The 16,603-nt window shown below is 65.3% G+C and carries 18 protein-coding genes; 9 read left to right on the top strand and 9 right to left on the bottom strand.

Features of this window, described 5'->3' with window-relative positions; genetic code table 11:
- Nucleotides 1-249 (top strand): triose-phosphate isomerase (locus tag MUO23_11335; GenBank protein MCJ7513548.1); only part of this gene is annotated, 249 nt, incomplete at its 5' end.
- 274 nt (nt 250-523) lie between these two features.
- On the opposite strand, the gene upp is transcribed toward MUO23_11335, so the two are convergent.
- Genes upp through MUO23_11300 form a run of 7 tightly spaced genes read right to left on the bottom strand, consistent with a single transcriptional unit; the run spans nt 524 to nt 7,541 of the window.
- Nucleotides 524-1,156, bottom strand: a complete 633-nt coding sequence (upp, locus tag MUO23_11330; GenBank protein ID MCJ7513547.1) for a uracil phosphoribosyltransferase — start codon at nt 1,154-1,156, stop codon at nt 524-526.
- Nucleotides 1,153-3,558 (bottom strand): SpoIIE family protein phosphatase, encoded by a 2,406-nt coding sequence (locus MUO23_11325; protein MCJ7513546.1) that lies wholly within the window; start codon nt 3,556-3,558, stop codon nt 1,153-1,155. The genes upp and MUO23_11325 overlap by 4 nt, the downstream gene beginning before the upstream one ends.
- Before the next feature lie 12 nt (nt 3,559-3,570).
- A complete protein-coding gene (locus tag MUO23_11320) occupies nt 3,571-3,981 on the bottom strand; it encodes an ATP-binding protein (GenBank protein MCJ7513545.1) in 411 nt (136 codons plus the stop codon).
- A 7-nt stretch (nt 3,982-3,988) separates the two neighbouring features.
- Nucleotides 3,989-4,321 carry an STAS domain-containing protein gene (locus MUO23_11315; GenBank protein ID MCJ7513544.1) on the bottom strand — a complete coding sequence of 111 codons (333 nt, stop codon included), beginning with the start codon at nt 4,319-4,321 and terminating at the stop codon, nt 3,989-3,991.
- A 23-nt stretch (nt 4,322-4,344) separates the two neighbouring features.
- Entirely contained in the window at nt 4,345-5,316 is a 972-nt protein-coding gene (locus MUO23_11310; protein ID MCJ7513543.1) for a polyprenyl synthetase family protein, read from the bottom strand.
- Nucleotides 5,288-6,109, bottom strand: coding sequence for a TatD family hydrolase (locus tag MUO23_11305; GenBank protein MCJ7513542.1), 822 nt, complete (start codon nt 6,107-6,109; stop codon nt 5,288-5,290). Before MUO23_11305 ends, MUO23_11310 begins: the two co-directional genes overlap by 29 nt.
- Nucleotides 6,110-6,113: 4 nt before the next feature.
- Nucleotides 6,114-7,541 carry a phosphoglucomutase/phosphomannomutase family protein gene (locus MUO23_11300; protein MCJ7513541.1) on the bottom strand — a complete coding sequence of 476 codons (1,428 nt, stop codon included), beginning with the start codon at nt 7,539-7,541 and terminating at the stop codon, nt 6,114-6,116.
- A 338-nt stretch (nt 7,542-7,879) separates the two neighbouring features.
- On the opposite strand from MUO23_11300, the gene rpsF reads away from it, so the two are divergent.
- The 8 genes from rpsF to MUO23_11260 all read left to right on the top strand — a co-directional run bounded on the left by rpsF (nt 7,880) and on the right by MUO23_11260 (nt 14,428).
- Nucleotides 7,880-8,170 carry a 30S ribosomal protein S6 gene (gene rpsF, locus MUO23_11295; GenBank protein ID MCJ7513540.1) on the top strand — a complete coding sequence of 97 codons (291 nt, stop codon included), beginning with the start codon at nt 7,880-7,882 and terminating at the stop codon, nt 8,168-8,170.
- Nucleotides 8,171-8,199: 29 nt separating this feature from the next.
- Nucleotides 8,200-8,634 (top strand): single-stranded DNA-binding protein, encoded by a 435-nt coding sequence (locus tag MUO23_11290; GenBank protein MCJ7513539.1) that lies wholly within the window; start codon nt 8,200-8,202, stop codon nt 8,632-8,634.
- Between the two features lie 3 nt (nt 8,635-8,637).
- Nucleotides 8,638-8,934, top strand: coding sequence for a 30S ribosomal protein S18 (rpsR, locus tag MUO23_11285; protein MCJ7513538.1), 297 nt, complete (start codon nt 8,638-8,640; stop codon nt 8,932-8,934).
- 62 nt (nt 8,935-8,996) lie between these two features.
- On the top strand, nt 8,997-10,097 hold the full coding sequence (locus MUO23_11280) for a peptidylprolyl isomerase (protein MCJ7513537.1): 1,101 nt from the start codon (nt 8,997-8,999) through the stop codon (nt 10,095-10,097).
- Nucleotides 10,098-10,208: 111 nt separating this feature from the next.
- Nucleotides 10,209-12,377 carry a bifunctional (p)ppGpp synthetase/guanosine-3',5'-bis(diphosphate) 3'-pyrophosphohydrolase gene (locus MUO23_11275; protein ID MCJ7513536.1) on the top strand — a complete coding sequence of 723 codons (2,169 nt, stop codon included), beginning with the start codon at nt 10,209-10,211 and terminating at the stop codon, nt 12,375-12,377.
- A gap of 59 nt (nt 12,378-12,436) precedes the next feature.
- On the top strand, nt 12,437-13,690 hold the full coding sequence (locus MUO23_11270; protein MCJ7513535.1) for a molybdopterin molybdotransferase MoeA: 1,254 nt from the start codon (nt 12,437-12,439) through the stop codon (nt 13,688-13,690).
- Nucleotides 13,691-13,702: 12 nt separating this feature from the next.
- A complete protein-coding gene (locus MUO23_11265; GenBank protein MCJ7513534.1) occupies nt 13,703-14,173 on the top strand; it encodes a vitamin K epoxide reductase family protein in 471 nt (156 codons plus the stop codon).
- 15 nt (nt 14,174-14,188) lie between these two features.
- Entirely contained in the window at nt 14,189-14,428 is a 240-nt protein-coding gene (locus MUO23_11260; protein MCJ7513533.1) for a hypothetical protein, read from the top strand.
- A gap of 117 nt (nt 14,429-14,545) precedes the next feature.
- Here MUO23_11260 and MUO23_11255 read toward each other — a convergent pair whose 3' ends face one another.
- Nucleotides 14,546-15,256 carry a S1 RNA-binding domain-containing protein gene (locus tag MUO23_11255; protein MCJ7513532.1) on the bottom strand — a complete coding sequence of 237 codons (711 nt, stop codon included), beginning with the start codon at nt 15,254-15,256 and terminating at the stop codon, nt 14,546-14,548.
- 66 nt (nt 15,257-15,322) lie between these two features.
- Nucleotides 15,323-16,603: ABC transporter substrate-binding protein (locus tag MUO23_11250; GenBank protein ID MCJ7513531.1), on the bottom strand; the 1,281-nt coding region annotated here is incomplete at its 5' end.

The raw sequence follows: 16,603 nt of genomic DNA, 5'->3' as shown, positions 1-16,603 counted from the left end.
TCGGCTGGCCCATGCCAGCGGGGTTTCTCAGGTTCGTCCGAACGGAGCGGGGCTTCCGGAAAGCTGTTCGAGGCTGCCCAGCGCAAGGTGCGCGCCGCCGTCGGTTCCAGACTGGCGGCGATTGTCTGCGTCGGGGAGACGCCCCAGGAGTGCGAGGCAGAGGAGTCGGCGCAGGTCGTTGGGCGCCGATTGGGAGCGGCCCTGGCCGGCGTCGGCGGTGCAGGCCTTAGGGTGAGGGATCGGCAGTGAACCGGCGTGAGCGACAACTGCCCACCGGGCGGCTTAGGCATGGGCTGCCGTCCAGGCCGTGGTCGAGGGCATTCGCCCGGGTGTTGACCCTGCCCTCGGCGAAAGGGGACAGCCGATGTCTCGCACGGCCTCAGCGTGCCGGTGGCTAAGCTCGCGGAGTTGGTGAAGGGACCCCATATGGAAAGATATGGAAAGCGGCCTTGGGGTCGGCGCCAGCCTGCGAGCCAGGGTCTCTCCGGTGTCCTTCGTTGAGGGGCTGGTTTGAGGCCCCGCCTCAGCCCGTGCCGAATTGCCGGTCGCCTGCGTCGCCCAGGCCGGGGACGATATAGCCATGATCGTTCAAGTGGTCATCGACGGCCGCAAGGTGGATCGGGATGTCAGGATGCTGGCCTTGAAAGTGCGCGATCCCCTCCGGTGCGCCAATCACGCCCACGAACTTGATCCGGGATACGCCCCAGCGCTTGAGGATATCGACGGCTGCCACCGCCGAACCCCCCGTGGCGAGCATAGGATCCAGGAGCAGGCACACCGACACCGTCGGCTCGACGGGGAGCTTATTGTAGTACTCCACTGGTTTGAGCGTGCGTTCATCTCGGTAGAGCCCGATGTGCCAGACTTCGGCAGTTGGCATCAGGTCCCATACGCCCTCGACCATCCCCAGGCCCGCCCGGAGAATCGGCACCAGGCCGATCTTCTCGATCAGCATGGATCCAGGAGCGTCAGCCAGTGGGGTCGGGACGGAGGTGGGCGTCAGCGCCAGGTCTTGAGTTGCCTCGTAGCTGAGCAGGGCCGCGATTTCCCGGATCAGCTCGCGGAAGCGTTTGGGGTCGGTGTCGCGGTGGCGAAGCTTCGCCAGCTTGTGGGCGACCAGTGGATGAGTGGAAACGTGCACGTTCTTCGTGGTCATCGGGACCTCCCAGTCCGAGGATCGGGCTTCTTCGGGGGCAGGAGCAAACGGCGAAGGACGACAACCGTCAGGTCATCGTCCAGTTCGGTGTCATCCCCGTAGGCCGCCACCTGCTGATGAATGGCCGTCGAAAGGTCCTGAGCACTGTCGCTATGCTGGCTGCGGAGGGTCTCCAGCAGGCGGTCGGCGCCAAACGGCTCCCCCACGGCGTTGCTGGCATCCGTGACCCCGTCGGTATACAGTACGATTCCAGAACCGTGCTCCAAATCGAGCGTCTGCGTCTCGTAGCGCTCCGCTTCGCGGACGCCTAGGACCATGCCATGCCGCGGCAGGAGAGTCACCTGATGATCGGGTGCCAGCAAGACTGGAGGGTTGTGCCCGCCATTGGCGAAGGAGAAGCGGGCAACCGCCGGCTCCCATAGCCCGAAAACCACGCTGACGAACATATTCGATTGCGAATCCGAGATGATCAGGTCATTGGCGCGCTGCAGGGTCTGTCCGGGGTCGATGCGGCTGAAAGCGACCGACCGGATCAACGTTCTCGAAAGCGCCATGAACAACGAGGCCGGGATGCCTTTGCCGGCGACGTCAGCGACCACCACGGCCCAGCGGGGACCGTTAGGACCGTCGGGCATCTGGAAAAAATCGTAGAAGTCCCCACCGACCATTCGGGCCAGCTGCCAGGTCACGCCGACGTCCCATCCGTCGTATTCGGGCAGCACCCGGGGCAGGAACGACGTCTGAATGTCGCGCGCCATGGCGATCTCGCGCTCCAGACTGCGGCGGGCCGTGACCAGCTCCACCAGGCGGGAGTTTTCGATTCGCAGGGAGATCTGGTGGGCGATTCCCATCAGCAACGCCGGACGATCGCCTGGCATCTCCGGCGCCTCGAGCAGCAGGACTCCCAGAAGCGACTCGCCATCACTCAAGGACAGGGCAATCGCATCCGGGCTGGCAGTCACTTCGCGCAACGGTTCTGGGAGGTCGATGCGCCGGACCTCCTCACTTTCTCGATAGGGCGGGCGGACCCCGAGGGCTTCGGGCGCGAGGCCGAGGGGCGCCTGGTCGTGGCGCGCAGTTCGCCGCAAGCCGGCGGAAGGCCCGAATTTGAGGGCGCCGCTGACCGGGTCCGGCAGGAGAAGTACAGCCCACGAGGTTCCGGCGAGCAAGGTCGTCAGCCGCAAGACGGCCTGCAGGGCGTGCTCGGCGTCTCCCGGCTGGGCTGCATGCCGGGCTACCTCGAGCAGGACGGTGGTGACCCAGGCCTCCTCCTGCTGCTGGGCGAAATTCCGGGCTTCGAGCATGATCAGAGCCAATTGGTGGGCCACGGTCTCAGCCAGGTCGATGCCTTCGGCGTCGATGGCAACTCCCTCGCCAGCGCGGATGTGCAGGACGCCAAGCATACGCCCTTCGACGCCCAGGGGGATCGACGCTGCCTGCACCCAGGGAAGGGCTGATCCCGTCTCGGTGCGCTGCAGCTCACGCACGGTGGAAGCGGCGGCAGCGGCCTGCGCGATGGGCGCCGGGTCGTCGAGCGAGAAGTCGGGTGCGAGGCCGGTAGCCTCCCCGGCAACGGCGCGCAGGAAAAGGCGGCCCGCCTTGTGTTCAAAGATGGAGACCTGCTCCCATCCACCTCCGGCCTGGAGCAAGGAGGCTACTTCGGGCAGAAGCTCGGGAAGAGGCGCAAGCAAGGTCATCCGGATGGCGATCTCGCGCAGGAGCGACAGGTGGCGGGCGCGATCGGCGCCCTCCGCTTTCAGCTTGGCGGAGGCGAGCGCCGAGGCAATCGGGCTGGCGAGCAATTGGATGCCGGCCAGGTGGCGTTCGGTGAAGGCGCCAGGCCGCCGGCTCTGCAGGGCCATGACTCCGATGACAGAGTCGTGGACGACAAGCGGAACGAACACGCCCGAGCAGGGTGAGTCGTCCCCCTGGTTGGCGGGACGGGCCGGCAGGCTGTCTGCCTGCCGGGCGAAATCCCGGACCAGCAGGGCGCGGCCGGTTGTTCGGACCCAGCCGACGATACCGGGATCCGTCTCGGAAAGCGGGAACGGTGCGATCGCCTGACGCGTGCCGTGGCGGACCCAGATCAGGGTTGAGAACCGCGAATCCTCGAAGGTCCCGATCTGGAAATCGTCGGCCTCATATCGCTCGGCCAGGTGAAGGTAGGCGCATTCGGCGATTTCGGCCGGGATGGCAGGGGCCGCCGACAGATTGGCCCAGAGTTCTGAGGCGCTATCATCAGAGTGGCGACGGTCCCGAGCGAGGCGCCGGCTGCGGGCGAATGCCCTCACCGCCCACAGGGCCGCCGCCAAGGCAGCGGCCAGTAGAGCGACGGAAACAGCGGTGAACTGGGGCTGTTGAAGGACGAGCATCGGTGAAAGCGTTCTCAGTAGGGGGCTCACGGGCCGGCGCCCTCAGCCAGCGTGCTTTCTCATGACCAGGCGGTTCTGGCCGCGGCTGCGCTCATAGCGCACCTCATCCATGACCCTCTGGATGATCAACAGTCCTAGACCGCCGACAGGTGGATTGTCCACGCTCCAAGGCTCGGCATCAGCAGGCTCGGCCGGGTTGAAGGGGGAAGCGGTGTCGATCAACTCAACGGTAAGGTCATTGGGCGAGGCCTGGAGGCGGGCCTCTATCTCGCCGAGGGCCTGATCCCCGTAGCCGTGTTTGACGATGTTCTCGCAGGCCTCGCTGGCGGCGAGCTGGCAGGCGTAGCGGGTGCGTTCGTCGAAGCCTGCTGCTTTGCCGGCCGAATCGACCGCCTCGCATATGGCCTCGATGGCATCGAGCCTTGCCGGGACCGTCAGGGTAAGCGAGAACACAATACCATCAGAAGGAGGCGATCGCCGCCTCTCTGTCGTCGAAGGACTTGAACAGAACGTCCAGGCCTGCGATGTCGATTGCATCGCGAGCCCTCTGGGAGGGCTGGGCGATGCAGATATCTCCCCCCGTCTTACGCAGAGTCTTGAGCGTTGTCACCAAGACCCGCAGGCCGCTGGACGACAGGAACTCGACCTGGGACATGTCCAGGATCAGGTTCCGCTTTCCCTTGGCTATGGCATCTTGAAGCGCCGCCTCGAATTCGGCCGAAGTCGCCGAGTCAATGCGGCCACTGATGGTGACCACGGCAACCCGCTTGTATTCCTGGGATTGGATTTCCATCTTCGGCCTCCGTTCTGCAAACGTCAGAGAGAGCGTTCCACGACGTAGGCTGCGAGGTCCAGCATTGCGGTCCGCGCCGGGCTCGGGGGGAAGAGTTGAAGAGCTTGCCGAGCTTCGGCTACAAAGGATTTTCCTTCGTCCATGCAGCGCAGGATCGCGTCCGAGGCGGCAATGGCGGAGATCGTCCGTTCCAGGCTCCGGGCATCGAGCCTACCGGCAAGGGCTTCGATCAGTTCGGCGCGAGCGCTTGGATGGTCCTGCGCGTAGTAGATGGCCGGCAGGGTGGCGAGACCGTGACGCAGGTCGTTCCCTACCGGCTTGCCTACATCCCGCTGGTCACCAACGAAATCGAGGACATCATCGACGATCTGAAAGGCGATGCCCAGACTGTAGCCGAACCCCCTCAGCTCCAGGAGGCGGGCGGCGTCGTTTGTGCACAACATGGCGCCTCCCTCGGCGGCAAGCTCAAAAAGGGAGGCGGTCTTAGCGTTGATGCGCCGCAGGTACTCGGCACGGTCGGGCAAGGACTCGCCTTGGTACAGCTGGCTGATCTCACCGTTGACAATCGTCATCAGGGTCCGGGCAAAAGCCTCCATGACAGGCAGTGAGCCTGTCCGCGAAGCTAGGTAGGCCGCACGGGCAAAAATGTAGTCCCCGGTGAGGACTGTGGCGCCGGCGCTCCACGTGGCGTTCAGCGTCGGCGCGCCACGGCGCAGGGTCGCGCCGTCGATCAAGTCGTCGTGGACGAGGGTCGCCGAGTGCAGCATTTCAATGGCGGCAGCCAGGGTCACCAGGCCATCGGCGCGCCCTTCCAGCAACTCGCCCACCAGCAGAACGACCGCCGGGCGGATGCGCTTGCCGCCGGAGGCGAGGAGCTGTTCGACGGCGTCGTCCAGCGAGGGGTGATGTCCGCCGGGGTGAGCGCGCATCACCCCCTCGACAGCCTCCAGCCCGGGGCGGATCAGCTCAACAAACCCGAGGGTTGTGGTTTCCATATTCCCAATCAAACAGGCGGGAGGCGTTGGCGCGCAGCGTCTCCGCCACAACGCCGAGGGGCTGGTCTGTCAATTCGCCGATGGCGGTAGCCACATACCGGACATAGGCGGGCTCGTTGCGCTGGCCTCGGTGGGCCTGCGGGGCGAGGTACGGGGCGTCGGTCTCGGTCAGCAGTCGATCAAGGCCTACCTGGGACAGGGTCGCCCGCAGCCCTTTCGCCGACGGGTAGGTCACGGGGCCTCCGGCACCCAGGAAGAACCCGGCCTGCGTGGCTTGAGCGGCGGCCGGCAGGTCGCCTGAGAACGCATGCAGCACGCCGCACCGATCCTGGAGCACCGGGGGCAGATCCTGCGCCCAGGCCCTGAGCATGGTGAGCAGGGGGGCAAGTGCATCACGCGAGTGCAGAACGACCGGGAGGCGGAGACGGGAGGCGATGTCCAACTGGGCCTTGAGGGCCGAGGCCTGCTGCCCGGCCGTTTCTGACTCCCGATGGTAGTCCAGCCCGATCTCGCCGATGGCCAGCACTTTGGGCGACCGAGCCAGGATTTCGATCTGGCGCAGCGATTCGTCTGTCGCCTGCTCGGCATGATGGGGGTGGATCCCGACGGCCGCAAACAGCTCGTCGTGGGCTTCGGCCAGCTCCACGGCTCTGCGACTGGTCGCAAGGTCAATGCCTGGAACCAGGATGCGCTCGACGCCGCTCTGACGGGCTCTCTCCAGCACGGAGTCGAAATCAGCCTCGAAGCCGGGCATGTACAGGTGGCAATGCGTGTCAACGAGCCGGAGGTCCACAGCCTTATTTCAACCCCAGCAAGCGCAGCCCGTCTTGAAGGATGGGCTGCACGCGATCTACCTCGGTCGTCTCGCAGTACACGCGCACGATGGGTTCTGTGCCGGAGAAGCGGATCAGCATCCAGCCGCGCTCGCCCAGCAAGTACTTGTACCCGTCCAGGGAATTCAGACCGGTGACAGGCAACCCGGCGATCGCCTTCGGACTGGCGTGTCGGACCCGGTCCTCCAGCGCCTGGCGTTGCTCGGGAGGCAGCGGGGTGTCGATGCGGTCGTAGTAGTGCGCGCCGACGCGGCGAAACAGGTCTTCCACCAGCGCTGACGGCTTCTTGCCGGTGCGGACCATCATGTCGAGCACGTACAACCCAGCCAGAATCCCGTCGCGCTCCGGCACATGATTGCGGAAGGCGTAGCCCCCGGACTCCTCGCCGCCAATCATGGCATCGACTTCGACCATTTTCGGAGCCACGTACTTGAACCCGACGCCGGTTTCGTACACCGGGACCCCGTACTCACGGCCGAGCTTGTCCAGCATCGAGGTCGTGGAAAGCGTCTTCACGATTGGCCCGCGCTCCCCGCGAATCTCCAGCATGTAGTAGGCCAGCAATCCAAAGGCGCGCAACTGGTCGATAAACACGCCGTTCTCGTCTCCGAGGCCGAGGCGGTCGGCGTCCCCGTCGGTGATCAGGAGGACATCTGCGCCGTTGGGCCGAACGGCATGGAGCGCCGGGTCGACGTTGGGGGGGATGGGCTCCGGTCGTATCATCTCCGGGAACACGGGGTTGCGGATGTTGTGCATCTCGATCAGCCGGATAGTCTGTCCACCCAGAAGGCGCGGAAACCAGCCGGCGCCGTTGCCCCACATGCAGTCGATCAGGACGGTGAGGGAAGCCCGGCGCAGGGGATCGAGGTCCACCAGCTCGGCAATGTGCTCAAGGTAAGCTGGGGCTGGGTCGAAGCGTTGGACACGTCCGGCAGCCAGCGCCTGCTGCAGCGGCATGCGGGCGACATCGTCATCCGACGAGGGAATAGCGCTCTCGATCTGCTGGAGTCCCTGCGGCGGAATGGCGCCACCGCGATGATCCCGGACCTTGAACCCGTTGTCATCGGGCGGATTGTGGGAAGCGGTGATGTTGATGGCGCCAGCCGCCTGCTGGGAAACGACGGCATAGGAGATAACCGGTGTAGGTGTGGGGCCGTCGGTCAGTAGGACCCGGAATCCCTGGGCCGCCAGTACCTCGGCAGCCGCGGCCGCAAAATGCTCAGAGGCGAAACGCTTGTCGTAGCCGATCACCACGGGCAGGCTATCGCCGGCGGTTCTGCGCAAGTGTTCGGCAAACCCGGCCGAGCAGCGGCGGACCGCGTCGTAGGTAAAGTCCTCAGCGATCCGCCCGCGCCAGCCGTCGGTGCCGAACGCGATCTTGGCTCCTGGCATTGCTGCTCCTGCGTACCGCCCTGGGGGACGTCTTGAGCATAAACCAGCCAGGCGTCACTGCCTGGCCGATCGTGCCCGGGGCTCGCGGGCCGGGCGGCAGGCAGGAGACAACCGATCTGCCCGGCGTGTGCCCCCGCAGCCCCCTGTAGCCGGCGCTGGCCGGCCTCAGGCTGGCAGGATTATACCGTGAAAGATGGAGCAAAGGCAGAGCCATTGTCAAGAACCGACGATTATGGTAAGATCCGCCCGTTGCCTCGCCATGTCCATGGCGAGTCCCGCTCCAACCAGTCGTCGACGACGACTAGGCTGGGGCAATCCCGAGGGAAGGAGGTTCCTCCATGCGCAACTACGAAATCGCATATATTGCCGATCCGGATCTCGACGAAACCGCCCTGACCGCTCTGGAAGACAAGGTCAAGGGTTGGGTCGAGGCTGCCGGCGGATCTGTGACCAAGGTTGACCGGTGGGGCAAGCGGCGAATGGCGTACCCGATCCGCAAACGGCGAGACGGGGTGTACACCTTCGTGTTCGCCAGCATGCCCCCCCAGGCCGGGCTATCGGTCGAGGCCAACATGCGCCTCACAGAGGCGATCCTGCGTTTTCTGGTTACCAACGAGTCGCAGCGCTGAAAGGGATGCCTCCTCAGCCGGAGCGTGAAATGACCCGCGGACTGAACAAGGTCATGATCATTGGCCATCTTGGCCGGGATCCGGAGTTGCGCTACACACCGTCAGGCCGCCCGGTGGCGACGTTTACCGTGGCCACCACCCGCTCCTGGCATTCCGCCAGCGGAGAACGGCATGAAGAGACCGAGTGGTTCAACGTGGTTGCCTGGGGGAGTCTCGCCGAGATATGCAACCAGCACCTGTCACGCGGCCAGCAGGCATACGTTGAGGGCCGGCTGCAAACGCGACGCTGGGAAGACGCCGAGGGCAGCAAGTACTTCGCGACCGAGTTGGTCGCCAAGGAGATCATCATCCTCGGGGAGCGACGCGAAGCGGCCGGAGCCTCATTCGTCGCCGGCCCGGGTGAAGAAGAGAGCTATCCGTTCGAAGCCCCGCCACGCCCCGCGGATGGGGCAACAGGAGTGTGAGTCTTGAGCGAACGTGGACCGAACGAGCGAGAGGATACGCAGGAGTATTCCGGCGGCGAGCGTGGTGGACGCCGGCGGTTCATCCGCAAGCCGCGAGTGTGCCAATTCTGCGCTGAGCGGGCGAAGTCGATCGACCATAAGTCGGTTGAGGTCCTGAAGCGCTTCGTCACCGAGCAGGGGCGAATACGCACCCGTCGCGACAGCGGGGCTTGCGCCCGGCACCAGCGCATGCTGGCCCGGGCGATCAAACGTTCCCGCCATCTGGCGCTGCTGCCCTTCCGGGCGGAGCGGTTCCGCTAAGCAGGATCGCGGCGAACGGTCTCCGGCGGTCCGAACTGACCCAATGACAGAAAGCTGGCAGTATGGCCAAGCGCCCAATCTCTGCACCTGTCAACAAGAAGCACCTCGCCCGCGAGCAACGTGAACGCAGGGTGAGACGCTGGCTGGTCGCCGGCCTGGCAGTGACCCTGACGCTGATCTTCGGGCTGCTGCTGTTCGGCTGGTACGACCAGGCGGTGCTTGCCCCGTCCCAGCCGTTGGCCACCGTTAATGGGCAGGAGATCTCGGCCAGACAGGTGGAATCACGGCTGCGGCTGCTGCTGCTCACCGGCGGCGAAGCGGCGACGGCCGCTGACACTGCCCTCAACCAGGTGATCGAAGACCGTCTGATCGAAGCGGAATTCGAGGGCCGGGGCTTGTCGGTGTCCGAGGCGGAGGTCCAGCAGTCGCTGGAACAAGCCTTCGGCTACTTCCCTCAGGGGACGCCCACGCCGCGGCCCAGCCCGACGCCCGACCCGACCGAGCTGGCGCTGGCCGCGCTGGCTTCGACCGCCACGCCAGCCGCGGGCGCCTCGGCCTCGCCAGCCCCGACAGCAATCTCGCTGCCGACTCCAACTCCCTTCACGCAAGAGGCGTATCGGGCTGCCTTGCGGCAGTACCTGAAGACGGCCGGGATCTCCGAGGCCGATCTGCGAGATGTGCTTCGGGCCTCGCTCGTGCGGGCGAACCTGCAGGAGGCGCTCCGGGCAGAGGTGCCCCGGGAGCAGGAGCAAACCCATGCCCGGCATATCCTGGTCAAGACCGAACCTGAGGCCCAGATCGTGCTCAAACGCCTCAAAGACGGCGAGAGCTGGGAAGCGCTGGCGGCGGAGCTCTCGCTGGATGAGGCTAATAAGGACCAGGGCGGTGACCTGGGCTGGTTCGGCAGAAACGCCATGACCCCTGCCTTCGAAGAGGCCGCATTCGCCGGGAAGGTGGGCGCCGTCGTGGGCCCGGTGCAGACTCCTTTCGGCTGGCACCTGATCGACATCCAGGACCGCCAAGTCCGGACCCTGGACGAATTCGAGTATCAGCTCGCCGGGAGTTCGGCCTTCCGGGCGTGGCTCGATACGCGCCGAACTGAAGCCGTGCTGGATATCGCCGACGATTGGGGTGAGCGGCTGCTGGCCCTCCTCGGCGGGTAGCTGACGGAAGCACCCCGCCGGCCGCCTGCGCAACCGGTCAACCGGCAGGCAACGAGCCCTCCTTGGACCAGGCGTCCGGGAGGGCTTATACTCCTCGGCGTTGGTGAGGCAATGGATCTCAGCGGGCTGCTGAAGACGCTCCCCGAGAGCACGAGCCCAGTCGATCGGGACTTGATCGTTCGGGCGTACCAAGTGGCCGACAAAGCCCACGACGGCCAGGTGCGGGCGTCCGGCGAAGCACACATCCGGCATTCTCTGGCCGTAGCGCGCATCCTGTCGGAGCTCGGCGCGCCTCCCGCGGCGATCGCAGCCGGGCTGTTGCACGACACGGTCGAAGACACCTCCATCACCCTCAAGGATCTCGAGAAGGAATTCGGCCCCGAGGTTGCCAGCCTGGTCGACGGAGTCACCAAGCTGACGCAGTTGCCGCGCGTCAGCCGGAGAGGTGAGCGCGAGGCAGGGGGAAGACCGGCCCGGGATGCGGACCTGGCCAAAGAGACTTTGCGCAAGACGTTCCTGGCCATGGGGGACGACGTCAGGGTCGTGGTCATCAAGCTCGCCGACCGCCTGCACAACATGCGCACGCTGCGTCACTTGCCCGCCGAGAAACGGCGGCGAATTGCAGAGGAGACCCAGGAAATCTTCGCGCCCCTCGCCAGCCGGCTTGGGATCTGGCAGATGAAGTGGGAGCTGGAGGACCTTAGCTTCCGCCACAGCCAGCCTGAGAAATTCAGAGAAATCGCCCAGCTGGTCTCGACTCGTCGCGAGTCGCGAGAGCGCGAGCTGGCCGCGATCGACCAGCGCTTGCGGGATGTCCTGACCCAGGCAGGCATTGAGGCCGAGGTCAGTGGGCGGCCGAAACATCTGTACTCGATCTACCGAAAGATGGAGCGCAAGGAGGTCCCCTTCGACCAGGTGTATGACGTCCGCGGGGTGCGGATCATGGCCGCGCGCCCGGCCGACTGCTACCTGGCCCTTGGGGTGATCCATGGTCACTGGAAGCCAATTCCGGGGACCTTCGACGACTATATCGCCACCCCCAAGGACAGCTTCTACCAGTCGTTGCACACCGCCGTCGTCTACGACGACGGGAAGACCCTCGAGGTCCAGATCCGGACCCCGGAGATGCACGAGAACGCCGAGTACGGCATCGCCGCCCACTGGCGCTACAAGGAGGGGCGTCGCCGGGACGATGCCTTCGAGCAGCGTATCAACTGGCTGCGGGGCTTGATGGATTGGCGCCAGGATGTGGACGACGCCTCCGACTTCGTGGACGCTATGAAGACGGAGGTCTTCGAAGACCGGGTGTACGTTTTCAGCCCAAAGGGAGATGTCTTCGACCTGCCGGCAGGCTCGACGCCGATTGACTTCGCCTACCACGTCCACACCGATATTGGTCACCGTTGCCGCGGGGCCAAGGTTAATGGCAAGCTGGTCACCCTCGACCATAGACTCCGAACCGGTGACTCGGTGGTGGTGCTCATCGCCAAGCGTGGCGGCCCCAGCCGGGATTGGCTGAATTCGAGCCTGGAGATGGCCCACAGCCAGCGAGCTCGCACCAAGATCCGGCAATGGTTCAAGCGCCAGGATCGGGAGCAGAACATCGGCCAAGGCAGGCTGCTGCTGGACCGCGAGCTGCGCCGCCTTGGGATCGAGGGAGTTCCTTACGACCAGATCGCCGGCGACCTTGACTTCTCCACCACAGACGACTTACTGGCGGCCATCGGCTGTGGCGATATCCACCTCGGCCGCATCCTGCAGAAAGTTGTCGCCCGAGAGAGCGAGCAGGAAGATCTGGCGCCAGACCTGGCCATGGTCTCGCGACCGACTGAGGTCGCCAGCGGGGAGATCTCGATTCTGGGAATCCCCGGCCTGCTGACCAACCTGGCTCGGTGCTGCAAGCCGGCGCCCGGAGATCCGATTGTGGGCTATGTCACCCGGGGGCGCGGGGCGACCATCCACCGCCAGGATTGCCCCAATGTGCTCCGCGTGCGGGACCATGAGCGGATTGTGCAGGTCAGTTGGGGCCAGCCCAAACAGACCTACCCGGTCTCAGTGCGGCTGCGGGCTTACGACCGTGATGGCCTGATGCGGGATGTCTCAACCCTTGTGTCGAATGAGGGGATCAGCATGTCCCAGGTTCATGTGTCCGCCAAGGACAGCCTGGCGACTTTCGACCTGGTGATGGGCATCACGGATGTCTCCCAGCTTAGCCGGGTACTGAACCGCCTCGAAGCGTTGCCCAACGTGCTGGAGGCCCGCCGGTTGAAGCCGGGATAGCGGCCCAGGGCGCGATGGTATAATCCCGCCGCTCTTGCCCCGGGGGCAACATCTTTCTGATGATCACCGTCGATCAAGCCACCGAACGGATCTTGGCGGCCATCCATCCTTTGCCGCCAGAGCGGGTCCCACTGGGATCAGCGCTGGGACGGGTGCTGGCCGAGGACGTTGTGGCGCCCTTTGACCTGCCGCCGTTCGCCAATTCGGCCATGGACGGATATGCCGTAATCGCAGAGGACACTCTGCGAGCCGCTGCCGGCCATCCGGCCCGGCTGGCGATCGTCGGGGACATCTCGGCCGGGGCCTCTCAGCTGCCAAGCCTGCTGCCGGGACAGGCGGCGCGCATCACGACCGGTGCCCCTCTTCCCTCAGGGGCGGACGCCGTCGTTCCCGTCGAGCACACCTCCGAACCGAGGGACATGGCCGGCAGCCCGCTGGCGGCGTCCGTCGACGTCCTCCAGCCAGCTATGCCTGACGAATACGTGCGCCTTCCCGGGATGGATATCTCTTCGGGCGCGCTGGCGATAGAAGCCGGGACGGTGCTCAGGCCCGCAGAGATCGGCCTGCTAGCCGCGATGGGGGTGGTTTCGCCACTGGTCCGTCGTCAGCCCCTGGCGGGCGTCCTGTCTACAGGGAGTGAACTGGTCCCGGTGGATCAACCGCTGGCCACCGGCCGCATCCATGACTCGAACGGCCCCGCGCTGGCAGCGGCCGTCCTGGCCGCTGGTGGGCAAGTGCTCTCGCTGGGGATCGCTCCGGATGACCCCGAGATCGTGGCCAGCGCACTGGACCGGGGCGTGCAGCAGGGTGTCGACCTGCTGGTGACCTCCGCCGGGGTAAGCGTCGGCGCCAGGGACTACGTGCGCGCAGCGGTGGAGCGCTACGGATCCATCGAATTCTGGCAGGTGAACATGCGCCCGGGAAAACCGGTCGCTTGGGGCTACTACCGCGGGGTGCCGTTTTTCGGGCTGCCCGGGAATCCGGTCTCGGCCCAAGTCGGCTTTGAGATCTTCGTGCGGCCGGCGCTGCGGCGGATGGCGGGCACTCGGGCTCTCCGCCCGGGGCGCTTTCCGGTGCGAATGCTCCTGGCGGCAGACTCCGACGGCCGGGAGAGCTACCTGCGGGCTGTCGTTCGCCAAGCCGAGGATGGCTTCGTCGCCGAGCTGACAGGAGAACAGGGGTCGGGGGTGAGTTCGTCCATGGTTCGAGCAAATGCCCTTGTGATCGTGCCTGCTGGCCGGATGCACGTCCAGGCCGGTTCGGCGCTGGAAGCGATGCCGCTGGCGAATTTCTGGGAGCATGCAAGCGGATGAGGAAGCATCATCATGAGTGACTCCGGATCCGAACCCCAGAGGCACCCGGCAGGCTGGGGCTGGCATGAGACGGTTACCGCCTGCCTGGCCGGGCTGGGCCTCATCGACAGCCTGTATTTGACGTGGATCAAGCTGGCCGACAGGGCGGCCAGCTGTGCGGGGATCGGGGATTGCGATGCGGTCAACAACAGCCGCTATGCCGAGGTGGCCGGCATCCCCATTGCCTTGCTGGGTGCCCTAGGTTACCTTGCGATTCTGGTCATGCTTGGGGCCGAGCGGCGCTGGCCGCAGGCCGCCTGGACGCTGCGGCTGGGGATCTTCGGGATAGCCCTAGCAGGTGCGCTATACTCTGCCTACCTGACCTACATTGAGCTTGCCGTGCTCCACGCCGTTTGCCCGTTCTGCGTCGCCTCGGCGTTGTGCATAGCTGGGATTCTGATTCTGAGCGTCATGCGGCTTCGGGCCGCCGATGCCGAATCCTAGCGGGAGATTGCCAAGATGCCACGCATCCGATGCCGGTACGTCGATTGCGTCTTTCTGGAGAACAGCTACTGCGGAGCGGCTGCAGTCGAAATCGACCCGGACGAGGGGTGCATCACCTACTCTCATATCGATGACGTCCCCGCCGATGAGGAGTGGGACGAGGAAGAAGTGGAAGAACTTTGGGAGGAGGAAGAAGAGGGCCTGTACGCTGACGAAGAGGAAGCGGACGAGAACTGGGACGAAGAGGAGGAATAGGCTCCTCAGCCCACCACCGGCCGTGGCCCCTGGCTTCGGCCGAATCGAGCGGCAGCAATGCAAAGGCGCAGGGATCTGCGCCTTTCCGGTTGCCGCGTGCGAGCTCTAAGCGGGGGGCTAGTGGACGCGGTGCTTGAGCGTGCGTGCCAGGATGTCTTCCTGCTGGCTGCGGCCTTTCTTGGACGGCAGCTGGGGAGGTTCTTGGCCGGCGGGTGAGCCAGGCTCGGCGGTCTGCATGGCCCGCCGGAAGGCAGCTTCCATCGAGGTCGCCATCTCCTCCGTCTCGGCCTCGTCTTCGTCGACCGTCTCTTCAACGACTAGCTGCTTGAGGCTCAGGCGGATCTGGCGTTTCTGGCGGTCGACTTCGACCACGCGGGCGGTGACCTCGTCGCCGGGGTGCAGGATGTCGGCGGGATTCGAAACGTAGCCCTCGGCCATCTCGCTGACATGGATCATCCCTGGTCGCTCAGCCCCGATCTCGACGAAGGCCCCGTAGCGCTCCAGCTTGACCACCCTACCGGATACCTGCATACCCGGTTGAATGTCCATCCACTTGAGGGTGACGGGAGGGACCATCGTCAGCTCGAGCCGTTTCCCGTTCGGGTCGGCGGAAACGACCCACACATCAACCTGCTGTCCCAGGCTGACGACCTCCGCCACGCGGTTGACCTTGCGTGGGGAGAGGCGGGAGATGTGCACCAGCCCCGGCGCCTCGGCCCCGACCTCGACAAATGCGCCGAATAACTCGACCCTGGAAATCGTTCCCTTCAAGGCTTGGTTGGGAGCGAGGCCGGCGAGCGGGTTCAACGGGGCAGTCACTTCCGACATGCGTCACCTGATCTGGAGGGGGTGGGGTTGTGCACGAGCAGTAATTCTACCACCCCGCAGGCGGACCTATCCCCCGGCGGCCGGGGTCGGGGTCTCTGGCTGGGCGCTGCGGCGTGCAATCAAGTACCAATCGGCGATGTTGGCCAGGCGATCGCTGGGGTCAAACAACGGTCCCAGCGTCACCCCCTGGACGTCGGCGCGAATGGCCATCGTATAGACCGGATGGAAGAGCATCAACGCCGGCACCTGGTCGCGGAAACGGTGCTGGAAGCTGTCGTATAGGTCCGCTCGGCGGCCCAGGTCGGGTGTTGTTCGGGCTTGCTCCAGCCAGATCGAGATGTTGCGGTCAGAAAAATTGGAGTAGTTCTGACCGTTCTCCACCTGGGAGTCGTGCCAGAACGGGTAGGGATCCGGATCCGGCAAGCGTGTCAAGTTCAAGTCCGTAAGGGCGGCCTCGTATTCACGCGGCTCCAGGTAGTCATCCAGCAGGGCTTCCGGCTCAACCGCCTTCAGGTCGACCTTCACACCGACCGCCGCCCAGTAGTCGCGCATGGCCTGTGCCAGCTGGCTGTGGCGGTCGTCGTTGGGATGGACCAGGGTGAAGGATAGCAGCTGGTCTTCCTTGGCGCGGACATACTCATCCGACCCAAGGGTTGCGCCGGTGGGCAGTTCCCAGCCGGCGAGCTCGAGCAGGTTGGCAGCCTGGATTGGATCGAACTCCGGTCGCAGGCCGTTGTCGGAGTAGGCCCAAGTTCCGGGCAGGATCGGCCCATCCGCCTCCAGAGCCTGGCTGGCGGTCACGCGGTCAATCAGTGATTGGCGGTTGAGGGCGTACAGCAGGGCCTGACGAACGCGCTTGTCTGCCAGAAAGGTCTTCTCGGGGTGCTGGGTGTTCAAGTACACCAGGCTGGCCATTGGCAGGCGGGCGCTGTGCAGATTGAGCCCGTCGGCCGAGAGAGCCTGCTTCAGAACATCGCCCCCCACGCCCCCGATCGCCTGGATGTCCCCCCGTTCAAGGGCGTCCCAGGCCTCCTGCTGGCTATCGTAGAAGCGAAACTCAACCCGCTCCAGGTAGGGTGACTGGCGGTAGTGATTGGGGTCGGCCGTCAAGCTGACGCCGGTCACAGTTCCATCATCCGTCAGGAAGCGGTCAAAGCGGAACGGACCGGTTCCGACGGGCTGCAGGTTGTAGGGGTGGTCGATCAAGTCCCCGGCGCTCACCCCCCGCAGCAGGTGCTCGGGGAGCAGGCCGAGGGCCAGGTAGTCCATGAATGGGGCGAAGGGTTCAGGGAGCTGGAACTGTACGTTGCGGTCGTCCAGGCGGATGATGTTGATCTCGCTCCACAG

It is taken from the genome of Anaerolineales bacterium, assembly GCA_022866145.1.
Taxonomy (GTDB): domain Bacteria; phylum Chloroflexota; class Anaerolineae; order Anaerolineales; family E44-bin32; genus PFL42.
The sequence above is the reverse complement of the archived record's forward strand: the minus strand, read 5'-3'. Positions and strand labels throughout refer to the sequence as shown.